This is a genomic window from Thermostichus vulcanus str. 'Rupite' (genome assembly GCF_022848905.1).
GTDB classification, from domain to species: Bacteria; Cyanobacteriota; Cyanobacteriia; order Thermostichales; family Thermostichaceae; genus Thermostichus; species Thermostichus vulcanus_A.
The window spans coordinates 26631-42845 of the sequence record NZ_JAFIRA010000035.1 but is presented as its reverse complement, the minus strand read 5'-3'; the positions used below and the strand labels follow the sequence as shown (position 1 = coordinate 42845).

The 16215-nt window shown below is 53.0% G+C and carries 14 protein-coding genes and 1 pseudogene; 4 read left to right on the top strand and 11 right to left on the bottom strand.

Features of this window, described 5'->3' with window-relative positions; translation table 11 throughout:
- Positions 1–704 precede the first annotated feature (704 nt).
- Positions 705–1835 carry a DUF4346 domain-containing protein gene (locus JX360_RS12630; RefSeq protein WP_244351524.1) on the top strand — a complete coding sequence of 377 codons (1131 nt, stop codon included), beginning with the start codon at positions 705–707 and terminating at the stop codon, positions 1833–1835.
- Between the two features lie 191 nt (positions 1836–2026).
- On the opposite strand, the gene JX360_RS18000 is transcribed toward JX360_RS12630, so the two are convergent.
- From JX360_RS18000 to JX360_RS12615, 4 genes and pseudogenes are all read right to left on the bottom strand, one after another.
- On the bottom strand, positions 2027–2233 hold the full coding sequence (locus JX360_RS18000; protein ID WP_425244400.1) for a transposase: 207 nt from the start codon (positions 2231–2233) through the stop codon (positions 2027–2029).
- 55 nt (positions 2234–2288) lie between these two features.
- A pseudogene (locus JX360_RS17995) lies at positions 2289–2558 on the bottom strand (transposase); the annotation flags it as partial.
- A gap of 444 nt (positions 2559–3002) precedes the next feature.
- Positions 3003–3707 carry an ABC transporter ATP-binding protein gene (locus JX360_RS12620; RefSeq protein WP_244351521.1) on the bottom strand — a complete coding sequence of 235 codons (705 nt, stop codon included), beginning with the start codon at positions 3705–3707 and terminating at the stop codon, positions 3003–3005.
- On the bottom strand, positions 3704–4528 hold the full coding sequence (locus tag JX360_RS12615) for an ABC transporter ATP-binding protein (RefSeq protein WP_244351519.1): 825 nt from the start codon (positions 4526–4528) through the stop codon (positions 3704–3706). The genes JX360_RS12620 and JX360_RS12615 overlap by 4 nt, the downstream gene beginning before the upstream one ends.
- A gap of 251 nt (positions 4529–4779) precedes the next feature.
- Between JX360_RS12615 and JX360_RS12610 the strand changes: the two genes are divergently transcribed.
- Positions 4780–6021, top strand: coding sequence for an ABC transporter substrate-binding protein (locus JX360_RS12610; protein WP_244351516.1), 1242 nt, complete (start codon positions 4780–4782; stop codon positions 6019–6021).
- 348 nt (positions 6022–6369) lie between these two features.
- Here JX360_RS12610 and JX360_RS12605 read toward each other — a convergent pair whose 3' ends face one another.
- The 3 genes from JX360_RS12605 to JX360_RS12595 all read right to left on the bottom strand — a co-directional run bounded on the left by JX360_RS12605 (position 6370) and on the right by JX360_RS12595 (position 9811).
- Entirely contained in the window at positions 6370–6981 is a 612-nt protein-coding gene (locus JX360_RS12605; protein WP_244351513.1) for a cytochrome c oxidase subunit 3, read from the bottom strand.
- Between the two features lie 66 nt (positions 6982–7047).
- Positions 7048–8754 (bottom strand): cytochrome c oxidase subunit I, encoded by a 1707-nt coding sequence (gene ctaD, locus JX360_RS12600; RefSeq protein ID WP_279611478.1) that lies wholly within the window; start codon positions 8752–8754, stop codon positions 7048–7050.
- Between the two features lie 91 nt (positions 8755–8845).
- Positions 8846–9811, bottom strand: a complete 966-nt coding sequence (locus JX360_RS12595; protein WP_244351502.1) for a cytochrome c oxidase subunit II — start codon at positions 9809–9811, stop codon at positions 8846–8848.
- Between the two features lie 451 nt (positions 9812–10262).
- Between JX360_RS12595 and JX360_RS12590 the strand changes: the two genes are divergently transcribed.
- Both JX360_RS12590 and JX360_RS12585 read left to right on the top strand, forming a co-directional pair.
- Positions 10263–11222: a COX15/CtaA family protein gene (locus JX360_RS12590; RefSeq protein ID WP_425244402.1), complete on the top strand. Its 960-nt coding sequence runs from the start codon at positions 10263–10265 to the stop codon at positions 11220–11222.
- A gap of 5 nt (positions 11223–11227) precedes the next feature.
- Positions 11228–12250 carry a heme o synthase gene (locus tag JX360_RS12585; protein WP_244351498.1) on the top strand — a complete coding sequence of 341 codons (1023 nt, stop codon included), beginning with the start codon at positions 11228–11230 and terminating at the stop codon, positions 12248–12250.
- 5 nt (positions 12251–12255) lie between these two features.
- Here the strand turns inward: JX360_RS12585 and JX360_RS12580 are convergent, their stop codons facing one another.
- The 4 genes from JX360_RS12580 to JX360_RS12565 form a co-directional block, all read right to left on the bottom strand.
- Entirely contained in the window at positions 12256–13380 is a 1125-nt protein-coding gene (locus JX360_RS12580) for an aldo/keto reductase (protein WP_244351531.1), read from the bottom strand.
- 23 nt (positions 13381–13403) lie between these two features.
- On the bottom strand, positions 13404–13946 hold the full coding sequence (locus JX360_RS12575; protein WP_244351497.1) for a hypothetical protein: 543 nt from the start codon (positions 13944–13946) through the stop codon (positions 13404–13406).
- A 319-nt stretch (positions 13947–14265) separates the two neighbouring features.
- Positions 14266–14856 (bottom strand): Npun_F5749 family FMN-dependent PPOX-type flavoprotein, encoded by a 591-nt coding sequence (locus JX360_RS12570; RefSeq protein WP_244351494.1) that lies wholly within the window; start codon positions 14854–14856, stop codon positions 14266–14268.
- Between the two features lie 32 nt (positions 14857–14888).
- Positions 14889–16124, bottom strand: coding sequence for a GNAT family N-acetyltransferase (locus JX360_RS12565; protein ID WP_244351491.1), 1236 nt, complete (start codon positions 16122–16124; stop codon positions 14889–14891).
- Positions 16125–16215 lie beyond the last annotated feature (91 nt).

Sequence of the window (16215 nt, the reverse complement as noted above, 5' to 3'; positions counted from 1 at the left end):
TGTTCTAACTCTACAAACTCTTGGATTTTGACTCCAGCAAGACCCAATAACTTATCAAGAGGAACCAATGTTCGTCATGGAACTCAGTATCTCATTATACTATCGACACCAAAATGTCAGGAGAGCCTCAAAGATTTACGTCCTGTGTGCCCTAACTGTCATGCCATGATTCATCGCCGTTCTCCTCCGTTGAGCATTGAAGAGCTTCAGGTTTTGTTGAGTAGGTCTAAGATTCAACCGCCAGCTAACAATTCGGGTGCAGCGGATTGACCGCAGCCGCTTGGGTTGGACGCAAAGATCACGGCAACCGCTGACCCGAACCGTTATGTTGCCAGCCCCGGTCAATATCTGGCTTTTGGGGCAAGGGATCCCTGGGGGCTGGTCAGTGAGGATCCCGATGATTATCGGGAGAGTAGGGACACAACATAACAAGTCACTGCAGCTGACCTTGTGCTAGATTTTTGCCGGTGGTGAGGGATCCCTGGTGGCAGGTGAGTTCAGACGTTAGACCGCCTAAGTTATCAGTAGGGGCGCAGCTTCAAAACTATCTGCCAGAGTTCAGCATTAAGGAACTTAAAGATTATCAGTGGAGGTGTGAAGGCTTTATATTATGCGTTCAGCGTTAAATTGATTTGTACAGCCTATATCCTTGAAGTCTGACCACTATTGCAAAATAGTGGTGGGTAACAAAACAGGAGGGAACGATGCTAGAAGATAATCATATTAGCCACATCCACTCCGAACTTCAGGAGGGTATGTCTTTTGCTAAATGTCGGAAATGCGGCTGCATGAAGGAAATGCTAGAAAATTTGGAAACGACCCTATCCGCAAATCTGACTGATACTACCTCGAATTTACTTAGAGATACTCAGCATTGGTTAAATCAGATGGAGCCAATTCAGTATCCCTGTATTGGCTGCGCTCATTGTTTTCCTGCCGTAGCAACTAACTCGTTCCACCAAGCCTTCCCTGAATCTGTTCAAAGCCACTTATCAGGATGTGGCTTCGAGGTACGAGAAAATGTTCTCTTTCCAGTTGCCGGAGAGTACTTTGCGCTTTGTCACGGTGAAGATTGCCCAGTCGCAATTTCAACACTTGCTAGCGTTGAGCTAGCTGAGCAACTTGCAAATATTAAACCTAAAGAACTTTGTGTGGTAGGGAAAACTGAGACAGAAAACATTGGAGTTGATAAGGTTATCAAAAATGTTGTGAGTAACCCAACGATTCGTTTTTTGTTACTAACAGGGAAAGACTCAGAGGGGCACTATAGCGGAAAAACTCTACTTGCGCTTGCTGAAAATGGAGTAGATGATCGCATGAAAGTGATTGGTTCTCCTGGTAAGCGACCATTATTAAAGAATGTCACTTACGAAGAGGTAGAAGCTTTTCAGAAGCAGGTACAAGTTGTCGATCTAATTGGCTGTGAAGATACAGAGAAAATTATTGAGAAAATGCAAGCACTCTCACAAACACAATCCTCATCCTGTGGTTGTACAAAGCAGGGTAAGAGTGATGCAATACAGTCGTCGAGCACAACTATCCTTCAAGCCAAGGAGCCTGTAAAGTTCCGGATGGATAAAACAGGTTACTTCGTAATTCTTCCACAACCTGACAAGGGCAACATTCTTGTCGAACACTATTCATACGACAACGCACTCTTGAGGGCGATTGAAGGGAAAAATGCTAGAAGCATTTATTGGGCAATCATTGAAAATGGTTGGGTGACTCAGCTAGATCATTCCGCCTATCTTGGTGAGGAGTTGGCAAAAGCAGAACTGTCGATGAAACTGGGATTTAGGTATGTTCAAGATCAGACATATTCTCACGACTTGTAATTATATATGTACGGCAGTCTAACACTGCGTTAGTGCGGACGGGCGAAAGATCTTGGTGGTGTTGCAAAGGTTATTTGCCGCCGCACAACTTTACCGTTGGGCATAGAAGGAAGGAACCATGACAGCACAAATGTCTGACATATTCATCTTCAAGGGTGAGGCTCTCCCGGACTTATGGTGATCAAGGATTACTAAGGCCAGAAAGCTGCTAATAATCTAGCTCTGAAGTTAGTCATGTTGGTAAACCCATACCCTTGTCGCTTGATTACCTTGATCCGGTTGTTGATTCCCTCCATAATGCCACTGGTCACACGATTGGCAAAATACTGACAGATTCCCTGAAGATGATTCTGGATTGTTTTCACCACATCGGTGTAGACTCTCCGAGCATCTTTCATCCATGCAACTATTTGAACCTCTTGAGCCTTTTTCTATGAGTCGAGACTGTCGTCTAAGTTTGTCTAATTCTTTGACAGCTTTCTGCATCACATGAAATCTGTCATAGACAATATGTGCTTTGGGAAATACCGGCTTGACTACCCTGGCAAATCCAGCCCAAATATCGATGCTAACCTTTTCGATATTCGGCCTCTCTTCCTCTGTCCATAGGCTTTCTAGGTATTCAGTAAGCTCTTCCGCCTTGTGAGCATCAATCACCTCAATGAGGCAATGATTCTCTAGATTGCTGATAACTGTCACATATTGATTATGCCCTTTTCGCATGCTTATCTCAATACTTTCCTCAAGATTCTGAATGAGCAACATTGTACATGTCTTCATCTCGAATACGATCAATACCCTGAGAACTATGTTTATATCATTAGACTAGATCATCTACTGGAGTTGGATGTGAAAGAGTTCCGAGTAGTCAATGTTTGTCCATAAAGTACAATCGATTAAAGCCACAAATACTTACAGCAGCGGAGTTGCAGTGTTAAAGAAAGTTAGGCTTACAGCTCTTTTGCTAGTCACCTAGCACAGGGGTAATCCCCAGAACCCTTTCGAAATGGGCTAGGGACACAACCGGTTTTGTAACAAACCCGCGTTCACTTTTGGGGTGGCGCAGCCTGCCGTAGGCATTGTTGCTACGCAACGCTAATGCTACGCGACACGTGACTGCGGAGCATTAAAGGGCTGTAAGTTGCTGAGTAATTCAGAGCAACGGGATCACCCGCCCAAAAACAGCTCTAGAACCTCAGGGTTGGTTAACAGATTGGGGCCGGTATCCTCAAAACGGTTTTCCCCCATCGACAACACATAGCCCCAGTCTGCCATACTCAGGGCTTGCTTGGCATTTTGCTCTACCATCAAGATACTGATGCCGAGCCGGTTGATATCCTGCAGAAGGGCAAAGGTTTGCTCAATAAACAGCGGGGATAGTCCAGCTGTCGGCTCATCCAACAACAACAACTGCGGCTCCACCATCAAGGCTCGCCCTATTGCCACCATTTGCCGCTGCCCTCCCGACAGGGATCCCGCCGCTTGTCGCCGTTTCTCTTTCAGGGGAGGAAATAATTCGTAAACCCGCTCCAATTGACTGGCGTAGTTATCCCGCCGAGTGAAGGCTCCCATCTCCAGGTTTTCTTGCACCGAAAGGGAAGGAAAGACATTGTTAGTTTGGGGCACAAAACAAATCCCCCGCCGCACCAATTGCTCGGCTGGCAAATGCGTGATGTCGGATCCCTGAAACAGCACCTTACCCGCTCGGATGGTGGCTAAGCCAAACAGGGATTTCAACACCGTCGATTTGCCTGCACCGTTGGGGCCGATGATCACCACGATTTGCCCCTGTTTTACCTCCAGGTGGATCCCTTTCAGGATGTCCACACCGCGATAGCCACTGTAGAGATTCTGCAGTTGCAGCAAGGTCATGGCGGGGATCCCTCCGAGGACACGGCAGAGGTGGAGGGTTGCGGCTGGCCAGTTCGTTCAGCAGCAGTCATGGATCCCAGATAAGCTTCTCGCACTTCCGGGTTTTGTTTGATGTCCTGCATGGATCCCTGGGTGAGGACCTGACCTGCTGCCATCACCACCACATGGTTACAAAGGCGAGTCACCAGATCCAGGTCATGCTCGATGATGCAGAAGGTGCAACCACGCTCCCGGTTGAGATATTCAATGAAGCTCATCAAATCTCCAAGCAGGGTACGATTCACCCCAGCGCCTGGCTCATCCAGCAAAATCACCCGCGCATCCGTCATCAGTGTTCGCCCCAGTTCCAGTAGCTTTTTTTGCCCACCAGAAAGGGTAACCGCCAGTTGATCCCGCAGATGGATCAGTTTCAGCCGTTCCAAAACTTCTTCCGCACGGGCTTGAAGCTCACTTTCCTGTCGCCTGACTCGGTGCCAGCCAAACCAGGTGGTGAATAGATTTTCCCCCACCTGCTCTGGGGGTACAACCATCAGATTTTCCAGAACGGTCATGCGGCCAAATTCCCGTGGGATTTGAAAGGTGCGCACCAAGCCGCGATGAAACAACTGATGTGGCGCTAAGCCGGTAATATCTTCTCCATCCAGCCAGATCCGCCCAGAGCTCGGTCGGATAAATCCAGCAATGATGTTGAAAAGCGTGGTTTTGCCAGCACCATTGGGGCCAATCAACCCTGTCACCTGACCGGTCTCGATTCGGAAAGAACAGTGATCCACTGCATTAATGCCGCCAAACCGTTTAGAGATGTCATCGATAACGATCACGCTACTGCCCTGGGAAAAGCACGCTACATAATGAAGTTGCCGAGTTCGCCTATTATCCTTCTCAGATCCCTTTGGGAGCAACTGCTCTTGGATTCCGCAGCCAACTCTACAAAGGTTGTTGGGATCTGGCGTATCAATTTTTGTTGAAGGAGTGGGGAACGCTTTGAGGTGAGGAAGCGTCTAGTTTGTACAATTCACACTCGGCTTTAGGGATCCCTATTGTTTTCTTCCCTCACAGGAGGTTGTTTGTTATGTCCCGCGTGAGCAAACTGACTCGGCGTGCCTTTGCCGCTGCCGCCGCTCTTACTGCTGCTGCCCTGACTACCACCCTGTTTCCCAGTGCAGCCCAACAAGCTGTCAAGATTGGGGCTTTGATGCCCCTGACCGGCGACCTGCAGGTCTTCGGTGAAAATTGCCTGAATGGTGTGAAACTGGCGATTGAGCAGATCAACGCCGCCGGAGGGATCCTGGGTGCTCCTGCAGAATTGGTGGTAGCTGACGATCAAACTGCCGCCCAACCGGCCATTGATGCGGCCCAGCGTCTGGTGACCATTGAAGGAGTGGCCGGGATCATCGGTGCTTTGGGGAGTGGTAACACCATCCCGGTGGCCACCACGGTTTCCGCCCCCAACCGGATCCCACAAATTTCTCCAGCCTCTACAGCTCCTGCCATCAGTACCCTCGACGATGATGACTTCCTGTTCCGCACCGTTCCTTCTGATGCCTACCAAGGGGTAGCATTGGCCCAGGTAACTCGGCAGGAGAATTTGGAGCGGCTAGCCATTATTTTCATCAACAACGACTATGGCCAGGGGCTTGCCGACAGCTTCACGGAAGCCTTTGAAGCTCGGGGTGGAACCATTACCAAGGCCGTCCCCTACGAACCCGGCCAAGCCTCTTATCGGGGTGAACTCTCACAATTGACCGAGGGGGATCCTGAGGCCTTGGTGTTGATCGGTTACCCAGAAAATGGTGTGGTCATCCTGCGGCAAGCACTGGAGGAGGGCTTGTTTGACCGATTCGTCTTCACGGATGGGATGCGCTCTCCCGATGTGGCCACCCAAGTGGGAGCTGATCTGCTGGAGGGATCCATTGGCGTTTCTCCGCAAGCCCTCACCGACAGCAAAACCTACCAGTTCTTTGCTGAATCCTACAAAGCAGCCTTTGGCGAATTGCCCCCTACTCCCTACATCGACACCTCCTACGATGCTGCCTTCGTACTGGCTCTAGCCATTCAAAAAGCCGGTAGTACCGATGGAACTGCTATCCGTGATGCTCTGCGGGAGGTGGCCAACCCCCCTGGAACCGAGATTCTCGCAGGCGAGTGGGAAAAAGCTGTGGATCTAATTAGCAAAGGGGAAGATATCTTCTACACCGGGGCTTCTGGCTCGATCAACTTCGACGAGAATGGTGATGTGGCTGGGACCTTTGCCCGCTGGACTTTCCAAGGAGGAACGGTGGTGGACTTAGAGGTGTTTGAGCCGGAAAGCTAATCTTCTCTTGATTACAGCCCTTTGCGCCAAGGGCACGCTAGCACGACTGTTAGTCACCTAGCACGGGGGAATCCCCTTCGCGACAGCGGTGCGGAGCACTCTAGCGCTTTCAAAATAGGGTAGGGACACAACTGTTGTTGTAGCAAAGCGGAGCATTAAAGGGCTGTATTTTGGATACAAATAGGATACAAATAGGTGAGCCTGCGAGTACAAATCTTCGCAGGCTCCTACTTCAGCATAGGGCATACGCGAACTGCATCGATCGCATCAGCGTTGCGTAGCAATTAAAAATATTAAAAATTAAGTGATGTCACTGGATCAGTAATAAGAAGTCGAGGTCAGTCGCTGCTAAAGCAGGTAGAGCAAAATAAACAGCACGATCCAAACCACATCGACAAAGTGCCAATACAGCTCGGCAGCCTCCACACCAAAGTGATGCTGAGCACTGTAGTGGCCGGGTTGAAAAGAGCGCCACAGCACCGCCAGAATAAACAACAGCCCTGCTGCCACGTGCAAACCGTGAAACCCGGTCAGGACATAGAAGGTGCTGGCAAACAGGTTCGTGGTTAGGCCAAACTCCAGATTGCTGTACTCATAGATTTGCCCTGCCAAGAAAATCGCCCCCATTAGGGCTGTAAGGGCAAACCACAGCCGCAGGCCTTTGACATCATTGGCCTTGATGGCAGGCTTAGCCTTGTGAATGACGAAACTGCTGGAGATCAAAATCAAAGTGTTGATGCCGGGCAAGAGCAATTCTCTCTCGGGTGTGCCTTCCGGAGGCCAAACTGGGGCGGTGAGGCTATAGGTTAGGTAGGCCATAAACAGCCCCAAAAACAGACAGGCTTCTGCCACCAAAAACACCAAGATACCGAATACACGATGATCGGGGTGATCAGCATGGGCAGCATTGGCCTGAATATGTTCAGTCAGCACCGTGTCAGGGGCGAGGGATCCTTGCATAGTCCGTATCCATTCGGTTCAAAAAGGGTTACCAAACACCATCAAAAGTTCAGAGATCCCATCTCGCTAAGAGTGGGGAGCTTCCGTTTCCATCAGCGCCAGTTCCCGCAGTGTTTGCAGTTGAGCGGCGAAATAGTCCAGGGTTTCCTTGCTGTGAGTGCCATAGTCATAGGGGCCGGTGAGCAAAATTGGCTCTCCATAAAAGTTTTGGTGGGGTGGGGGAGAGGTGGTCATCCACTCCAGGCTCAGGGCTTCCCAGGGGTTATCTCCAGCCTTGCGACCCGCTACCCAAGAGTAAATGGCATTGAACAGGAAGGGCAAAGTGGAAATAGCCAAGATGAAGGCCCCCACAGAGCTAATCCAGTTCAGGTCAGCAAATTGCGGATCATACTGGGCGACACGACGGGGCATGCCCATCAGGCCCAGCTTGTGCATCGGCAAAAAGCACATATTAAAGCCGACAAAAGTAAGCAGAAAATGCACCCGTCCCCAGAATTCGTTCAGCATCCGCCCCGTCATCTTCGGGAACCAATGGTAAAGGCCAGCATAAATTCCAAAGACACTGCCGCCAAACAACACGTAGTGCAGGTGAGCCACCACAAAGTAGGTGTCGTGGACATGAATATCTAAAGGCACCGAAGCAAGGATGATGCCACTCAAGCCTCCAATCACGAACATGGAAACGAAACCCATGCCAAACAACATGGCGGAGGTAAAGCGAATCTTGCCCCCCCACAGGGTAGCCAGCCAGCTAAACACCTTAATCCCCGTCGGCACGGCAATGGCCATGGTAGCAATCATAAAAAATACCCGCATCCAATCCGGGGTACCGCTGGTGAACATGTGGTGCGCCCAGACGATTAACCCCAAAAAACAGATGGCCAAGCTGGAGTAGGCAATCGCTTTGTAGGCAAAAATCGGCTTGCGGGCGTGTACCGGCAAAATCTCGGAGATCATGCCAAAAACTGGCAGGATCATAATGTAAACCGCTGGATGGGAGTAAAACCAGAACATGTGCTGGTACACCACCGGATCCCCGCCGCCGCTGGGGTTAAAAAAGGCTGTTCCAGCCAGGAGGTCAAAGCTGAGCAGGATCAAAGCCCCAGCCAAAACGGGAGTAGCGATGAGCGTCAACACCGAAGTGGCAAGCATCGCCCAACAGAAAAGGGGCATATCTTCCAGCTTCATCCCCGGCATCCGCATTTTGAGGATGGTGACGAAGAAATTCACCGCCGCCAAAATCGAAGAGGTTCCTCCCAGCAAAATGCTCAGGATCCACAGCTCTTCACCCACCTTGCCGCTGATCAAGCTCAAGGGAGGATAGGAAGTCCACCCTGCTGCCGGAGCCTCCACCAGCAAACTGACCAGCAACAGGATCCCTGTGGGGGGAATCATCCAAAAGGCCACGGCATTTAACTTGGGAAAGGCCATGTCCCGCGCCCCAATCATCAGGGGGACCAGGTAGTTGCCGAAGCCCCCCACCAAAGCAGGCACGATCCATAAAAAGATCATGATCGTGGCATGAACGGTAAATGCCCCGTTGTAGCGCTCAAACCCCAGAAAGTCCGCCTCAGGGGTGGCCAGTTCCGCTCGGACTGCCGTCGCTAACGCTCCTCCCACTAAGTAGAAGAAGAAGGTGGTGACCAAGTATTGGATCCCAATCACCTTATGGTCGGTGGAGAAGGTAAAAAAACGCCACCAGGGTTCAGAGGGCAACTCCATCTTGGCTGGGGGCGTGGAAGTAAGGTTTGGATTTTCTTGTAGCTGGGTCATGGCAAACACGCTCCTAAAGGGCGGAGACCAACATTGGGAAGAAATCCCTCACTCAAAAACAACCAAAACAACTCATTGTCTGCAGTTCCACCTAACCAGAAGACTGGGATCCGAACTGTCGGTGCAGGACGTGGATATCCTCTGGGATCCCGAGCCGGTGGTGTTGTGCTTTGGCAAAGGCGGACTCAGGTTGAACCTCTGGAGCTAGAGCCAGAGTGCTGCCGTCAGAACGAGCGGCCAAAATTTGTTCTTCCTGCCAACTGGCAAAGGCTTCTGGAGTATCCACAAACAGTTGCCCGCCCATCACCCCGTGATAAGGGCCGCACAACTCGGCGCAGACAATCGGATACTCACCCAATTTGCTTGGCACAAACTCCAGGTGGGTTTCCCGTCCAGGAATGACATCCTGCTTGAGGCGAAACTGGGGTACCCAGAAGGCATGGTTCACATCCAGGGCTGTCATATCCAGCCGAACCCGCTTGTTGAGGGGAAGGTGCAATTCACTGGCGACCAACCCCGATTCAGGATAGGTAAACACCCAAGCGTATTGCATCCCCTGGACTTGCACAACCAAGTCGGGCTGGCCCACCTCTCCACCGGAAACCACCACAGGTGTATAGGCATAGCTGGGATCCTTCGCTTCGTAGGAAGATTCTTCCATCGCCATCGCCATTCCAGAGTGGGCATGTCCGCCAGCATCGACACCGCTATTGATCGCCTGATAGACATCCAAACTGGCCACCCCTAGCCAGAGGATGATAATAGCCGGTACTGCCGTCCAGACAATTTCCAGCAACACATTGCCGTGGTCCGGTGCTCCATCTCCTTCGTCACCCCGCCGTTTGCGGTAACGAATAGCACTGTAGATCAAGACCCCCTGCACAATCAGAAAAATGCCGGTAGCAACGGTGATGGTGCTGTTGAACAGGCTGTCGAACAGAGGAGCGGAATCGGCAGCTGATGCGGGCAGAAGATGGTGGTTTTGCCCGTACCAAATACTGGCGACGGTCAGAAGGATCCCGACAGCAACCAAGATAATGTTGTTGAGCGCGCTCACGACTGCTCTTCCCCAATGCAAAGTATGTCCACCCTAACAAGTTCCCAAACGGAGCCTGACCTACCTGGGTACGACTTTTTCATTTAGCTCATAGGGGCTGCAGGCGGTTGGATAGACTTATAGATCTCTTCAGGATTGGTGACACTGGAATACCAAACTATTGGTGACACTGGAATACCAAACTCCTGTGGACTTGGAGCGGAGTGGCTCAAAGAAATTCTTAAAAAGCCTTCGTTCCCCGCAAAACCGCTTTTAGGATTCGTTACAGGGTCATCCCCCATAAAATGGCCACTGATCACCCGCAGTCGGCTCTTGCGAAACTCATCTAACCCCTTCTGTTGACTGATTTTTGGGTTTAACAACCTCCTTTTTTTCTGTGATGGATTCTTTAATTTCTCAATCTCAACCTGCCCACCGGGATCCCTTGCCCTCTGGCTTGCTTTCTCTGCGAATGGGTCAAGGGTTGCTGGGGTTGGCAGCCACCACCTGGCTGCTGATGGGCTTGGGCAGCGCCACCCGCGTCATGAATGCCGGTTTGTCCTGTCCCGATTGGCCCCTTTGCTATGGGGAAATTGTGCCCAGCCAACAGATGAACCTGCAGGTGTTTCTGGAATGGTTTCACCGCATGGTGGCTGCCGGGGTGGGACTGGCGACGTTGACGCTCATGGGGTTTGCTTGGCTGAAGCGTCGCTCTTTGCCCAGCTGGCTGCCCTGGGGCTTGAGTTTTGCCTTCGGCTTAGTTTTGGTACAAGGGATCCTCGGCGGGCTGACGGTGACCGAGCTGTTGCGCTTCGACATTGTCACGGCTCATTTGGGCACAGGTCTGTTGTTTTTTGCCACGCTGCTCACCTTAGGTTTGTTGGCATTGCCTGGCTCTGGCTCTCTGTCTCCTTCTGATTCTGTGGAACTTGAAGGGCCGAAAGAACGGGGCTCGATGGGGTATTTGGCTTGGCTTGGCTTGGGGGCTGTGTTGCTGGTGTATGGCCAGAGCCTCTTGGGGGCGTTGGTGGCTTCCCAATGGGCTTTGCATCAATGCTTTGCTTCTGGGGACTTGTGCGGCGTGATGAATAGCCATCTGCTGGGGGTAGCCCCGGCCACGATCGCGGTGTTGGCGGTTGCGGTGGGTACCGGGCTGATGCGCAACCGGATCCCAAAACGCCTGAAAGGGTTGGGTCACTCTGCCCTGGTGATTTTGTTGGCTCAGGTGGGGATCGGCATTCTCACCTATCGTTACCGGCTGCAGGTGGAACCGTTGACGGTAGCCCATCAGATGATCGGGGCGGCTTTGCTGGGCTGCCTGGTGGGGTTTACGGTGCTGGCCTGGCGGATGCAGCGCAGCGCTGACGGAGAGAGATTTTCTCCGGTAAGTCAGAAGCGGGTGGCCGTGACAGCAGAAATTACCAGCGAGTAAGTTCCATGCAGGATGTTTTCCAAGACTCTTTTCACGATCATCAATCGACTCAATCGACTCAGATCCCTTGCCAAACTCGCCATCACCAAACAGTATCTCAGGTTTTTCGCAGCTACAGTCAGCTGATCAAACCGAAAATCATTGCCCTGTTGCTGATGACCACAGCGGGGGCAATGTGGATGGCGGGCAATACCGACCCGGTCAAGTTTGTCGTCACGCTTCTGGGAGGAGGAATGGCGGCTGCGGCTGCCAACGCCATCAATATGGTGTACGACGCGGATATTGATCAGGTGATGGAGCGAACTCGCCACCGCCCCTTGCCCTCCGGTCGCATTCAAGCCCGCGATGCGCTGATCTTTGCCGGGATCCTCGCTTTCCTTTCGTTTGGGCTGCTGGCTCTGTTTACCAATCTGCTGGCTGCTGGTTTGGCCATGTCCGGGATCCTAGTGTATGTGGGGGTCTACACCCACTGGTTGAAGCGTTCTAGTACCCAGAACATTGTCATTGGGGGTGCGGCGGGTGCCATTCCCCCCTTGGTGGGCTGGGCGGCAGCCACGGGTGAACTGAGCTGGGCCGCTTGGGTGATGTTTGCCATTATCTTTTTGTGGACACCGCCCCACTTCTGGGCCTTGGCTCTGTTGAAGCAAGAGGACTATGCCCGCGCGAGGGTGCCAATGTTGCCGGTGGTGGCCGGAGAAACGCGCACGGCTCTCCAGATTCTGTTCTATGCTCTGTTGATTGTGCCGGTGAGCCTGTTGCTGGTTTACCCTTTGCAGGTGTTGGGATCCTTTTACTTGGGGGCGGCTTTTCTGCTCGGATCCCTGCTGGTTTGGAAAGCAGTGCAGTTGCTTCAGGATCCGCAAAGCCGGGAGCGGGCCGGGTCGCTGTTTGTGTTTGCCAATCTGTATTTGCTGTTGCTGTGTGGGGCCATGGGCTTGGATAGCTGGTCGTTGACCCATACCCTCTGGGGGCAAGCCATGGCATCCCTGCAGGGGATTTACACCATCTGGATGGGATCCCTAAGTTAAATCCCTCACTCCCATAGCCGCCGAATCGGGGAGCGGTGCAAGAGCTGGTGAGTTTCCCTCAATAAGTCCGGGATCTGCAACTGCTCTGGGCAGCGGGGCAGACAGTCTCCACACTCCGTACAGCAATCCGCCGTCACTCCCGGAAACCAGTGTCCGGCCTGACCAAACATGTTGTACCGGTACTGGCCAAATTCCGTCATGTCGTGGGCAAGAGCCAAATTCCGCAGGCGCAGAACCTCAGGAATGTGGATCCCTTCCGGGCAAGGTAAACAGGCGTAACACTGTGCACAGCGGGTGGTTCCCAGGTGTTCCTGTTCTCTTTCCTGCAACCGCTGCTGAACCTGCCGAAGGACATTCCCCCACCCACCTTCGGGATCCCGTAAAGCGGCCCAAGCCGTCTGCAACTCCTGTGGCTGGGTTATGCCCAAACTGAGAGTATGGATGCGGGGATCCGCCAGCAAGAAACGGTAGGCAAATTCTAAGGGGCTAAAGGGCTGGCAGACCTCTTGCAGGCGCTGCGGCGGGTGATAGAGCATCCCCCCTTTGTCAGCAGGGGAAATGATGAAAACCCCCATATCCTGCTGAGCGGCTGCCTCCAATGCGGACCGATTACGCTGTTGAAAAAAGTGATAGTGCAAATTAACAAAGTCAAAGGATCCCGTTTGGATAGCTTCCAGAATCAAATCCAGGGATCCATGGGTGGAAAAGCCGATGTGCCCTACCCAACCCTCCTTTTGGGCCTGTCGTAGAACGGGTAACCCCTCCTGCAACACCCACTGCAGATGTTCCGGTAGGTTAATGCCATGAAAGGCCAATTGATCCAGGTAATCCACCCGCAGACGGGTCAGGGATCCCTGAAGACTTTCCCTCAGTTGGTCTTGAGGCTGGGGGGTGAGTTTGGTTGTTAGGATCAACTGCTGACGGGGTACAGGCAGAGTCTGGAGGATCTCTCCCAAGAGGGACTCCGCATGACCATAGGCTTGTGCCGTTTCGATGTGATTGATCCCGGCAGCCACGGCGGCCTCGACCGTAGCTTGGGCCTGAGCAGGGGGCACATTCACCAAGCGCATACTGCCCAGAGAAAAAACGGAGATCCGCTGTTCGGTGCGCCCAAACCGACGGTAAATCATCGGGATCTGCTGTACAGAATCGTTCAGGGCTGCAGAATCATTGACCACGAACTGCTCTCCCCATTCCAAAAGGGGGCCAGAGATTCTCCCACCACATTCGGTCCCCAGTAACGGCGGCTTCCATCCAAGGTAAAAGCCACCACAATGTCGCCAGGGCTGATTTGCAACGGTTCCTCCCCTAAGCTGAGCACCAATCCCTCACTCCCCCCTTCCCCTGGAGCAAAATCCCAATGGGCGGTTTCCGGATTCAGCAGCCGTTCACCTCCCCGCAACAGAATCACCAGCCGAATCGGATAAGGTGTGCGATTGCCTACCCGAAAGGATCCCGTGCGGGCGGCAGGGGTAGTGGGTAGGGGGGGAAAACTCGGATCCAACGGGGGAGGAAGCTCCCCTTCTAATTCCAGCGGCTGTTGCGGATCTTCCAGCTGCCCCTCTACATCCTCTACAGTTTCTGGCCCTGGCTCATCCAGAGTTTGTGCCTCCAGCCGGTGGGCATTGCCACCCAGCACAACCAGGGTAGTGGCCAATAGCAGGGATCCCTGGCACAAGCGATGCCACAATGTCATGGTTTTCAGCAACCCAGGTAGACACACAAGTAAAGGAGATACCCGAAAAGACGCGACCGATTGAGCAACAGAAACCGAAAACGCACGAACCAAGGCGGACATTGGGGCTACTGCAACAACAAGGCTACACATTTACCATTTACACATTGCTGATAGGCTGGCATTTGCCTGCCGAAGGCATCTAGCACTAACGGATCGTTCAGCTACGTTAACACGTCTATGTTCAGCAGAAAGTCAGAAAAAGAAGAGAACTCTCCCTCACTCTCAGGAACTCCTGAGATGTGACCGCATCCCCCAGAGAATCCTTGACAGAGTCGTTTCAGGGATTCACTTTCCGCTGCTGCCACCCGGTTTCCCACCGTTCATATATCGTTCGCAACTGCGGATAGATCGGATCCCCCTTGAGTTGCAAATGATCCACCTCCGTTGGCTCCAGCAGCAACGCCACAAAGGTATCCGGAGGTACAGTGACCTTTTCCGGCAGCAACTCTTGTACAAAAGCTTCCGGCGGCGCAAGGTGAGCCTTAGGTTCCGGCCAAAACCACAGCAATCGCCCCTTTTCTGAGATCTGTTGCCACAGCTGTAGCCGCTGGTTTAAGGCTTGGGGATCCGGGTGATCGGCAGCAATAGCCTGCAGGGTACCGGCAATCCGAAATTGCTCACGGGTTTTGGAGAAGTACCAACAGATTTGGGCTTGGGGTCGGTGGGCGATGTGGAGGATCTTTTCACTGCGGCTATCCACCGCCATCTGGATTCGCTCGGTATTCCCCAAGAAGCCGCGAAACACCACCGTGCGGTTACGCGGATGGCCCTCGGGATCCACTGTAGCCAATTGAATGTACCGCACACTGGGATCGCTACGATTGCGATGCAGGGCTGCCTGGAGCAGGGCCCGCCACGAGGGAGTCACGACAGGGTTATCCTTCCAATCTTCCACAGGGGCTAGCCAGAGGTTTGATTGGGGGGTGGAGGAGCATCCGAAGAGCACCCTGATTCAGAGTTGGGATCCGGCTCGGTCGGATTGATGGGATGGAAATAGTGCTCCAGCCAGCCCTCTGGTGGCCCCTCAAACCGTTCCGGCACCGGTTGTTTCACCTGTAACCCGTGCAACATGGCGTTGATATAGGCATTATCCCAGCTGAAACGGCTCTCGCGGATTTTATGCCACACCGAACGGGACATCAACAGCGTCCGCTCCAAATCCTGTGCCCCGAGCTTCAGCAAAAACTCCTCCCGCTCCGGTTGGTAATCGGTGGAGGCCAAGGCTAGAGATTGCGGTGGATAGGCTTGAGTCAGCTGGGCCATTTTGGCCATTAACTCGGGGTAAAGCCAAGTGTAGGCAGGGTGAACCGTCAGTTTGGCCACATGGGGTTGCTGCCCGGTGCGATCCAGCTTCAGATTGAAGTAGCCGATGGCCGTTTTGCGCTCCGGTTCGTAGACACAGACTTCCACCCGCTCTGTGTGGCTAATGGAGCGTTTGGCTCGTTCCAAGGCCCAATCCAAGGGGTTGGTGCGAAAATCACTCACTTCGCGGTCGTAGACCTGTCGCACGTTGGCGGGCATGGATCCCGTATCCAACTGGTAGATGGCGTAGGCATCCCGATTGGTCACGGGCACCAAGTTGGGCAACTTGGGCTCGTGCTGACTCAGGGCCGCTAAAATCTCGGGCGGGATCGACCAGTAGGTGATCTGGGCTAGGGGCTGAAAGCCATTGCGTCGATAAAGGGCCATCGCCCCCTTGTTGTGGATGTTCACCTCCAGGATCCAGGTATGGGCCTCACGGAAGTGTTCCATACAGTGTTTAAGCAACCGGGATCCCACCCCTTGCCGCTGGGCAGAGCGAGCCACCGCAATGTGATCGACCCGCCAGGTGCTGCGGGAATGATTAAAGGGAGACACCTGGATCACCCCTAAAATTTTCCCCTCCAACTCCGCCACATGCACCGTAAACATGTGCTGGAAGCGATTCGGGAACAGGCTAAGGGTTTTCAGTGGCCCATACCACTGGCGCAACCGTCGTACCTGCCGACGGATGTCTACCGAGCGGCTGCCGTACTCTGCATCGAAGGCTTCGGCAAAAATCTCCTCCACCGCCTCCAGATCCCCCAGTTGGGCGGGACGAAGAATCAGCTCGGGGGTTTTGGGATCCCCATCAGATTTAACCGGGGTGTTATCCATGCCGTGTCGCAGGCGGGTGAATACTCAAAGCATAGCCTAAGCCCTCCCACTTTCTCCTACTCTCCGCTGGGAGATACCCGGTCAAGGGCAC

What these genes read in the sequence shown, in the direction of transcription:
- JX360_RS12580 (WP_244351531.1), bottom strand. Translation starts at nt 13,380, where the DNA reads ATGATTTACCGTCGGTTTGGGCGCACCGAACAGCGGATCTCCGTTTTT.
- JX360_RS12605 (WP_244351513.1), bottom strand. Translation starts at nt 6,981, where the DNA reads ATGCAAGGATCCCTCGCCCCTGACACGGTGCTGACTGAACATATTCAG.
- JX360_RS12590 (WP_425244402.1), top strand. Translation starts at nt 10,263, where the DNA reads ATGGGTCAAGGGTTGCTGGGGTTGGCAGCCACCACCTGGCTGCTGATG.
- JX360_RS12565 (WP_244351491.1), bottom strand. Translation starts at nt 16,124, where the DNA reads ATGGATAACACCCCGGTTAAATCTGATGGGGATCCCAAAACCCCCGAG.
- JX360_RS12575 (WP_244351497.1), bottom strand. Translation starts at nt 13,946, where the DNA reads ATGACATTGTGGCATCGCTTGTGCCAGGGATCCCTGCTATTGGCCACT.
- JX360_RS18000 (WP_425244400.1), bottom strand. Translation starts at nt 2,233, where the DNA reads ATGAAAGATGCTCGGAGAGTCTACACCGATGTGGTGAAAACAATCCAG.
- JX360_RS12630 (WP_244351524.1), top strand. Translation starts at nt 705, where the DNA reads ATGCTAGAAGATAATCATATTAGCCACATCCACTCCGAACTTCAGGAG.
- JX360_RS12620 (WP_244351521.1), bottom strand. Translation starts at nt 3,707, where the DNA reads ATGACCTTGCTGCAACTGCAGAATCTCTACAGTGGCTATCGCGGTGTG.
- JX360_RS12585 (WP_244351498.1), top strand. Translation starts at nt 11,228, where the DNA reads ATGCAGGATGTTTTCCAAGACTCTTTTCACGATCATCAATCGACTCAA.
- ctaD (WP_279611478.1), bottom strand. Translation starts at nt 8,754, where the DNA reads ATGACCCAGCTACAAGAAAATCCAAACCTTACTTCCACGCCCCCAGCC.
- JX360_RS12610 (WP_244351516.1), top strand. Translation starts at nt 4,780, where the DNA reads ATGTCCCGCGTGAGCAAACTGACTCGGCGTGCCTTTGCCGCTGCCGCC.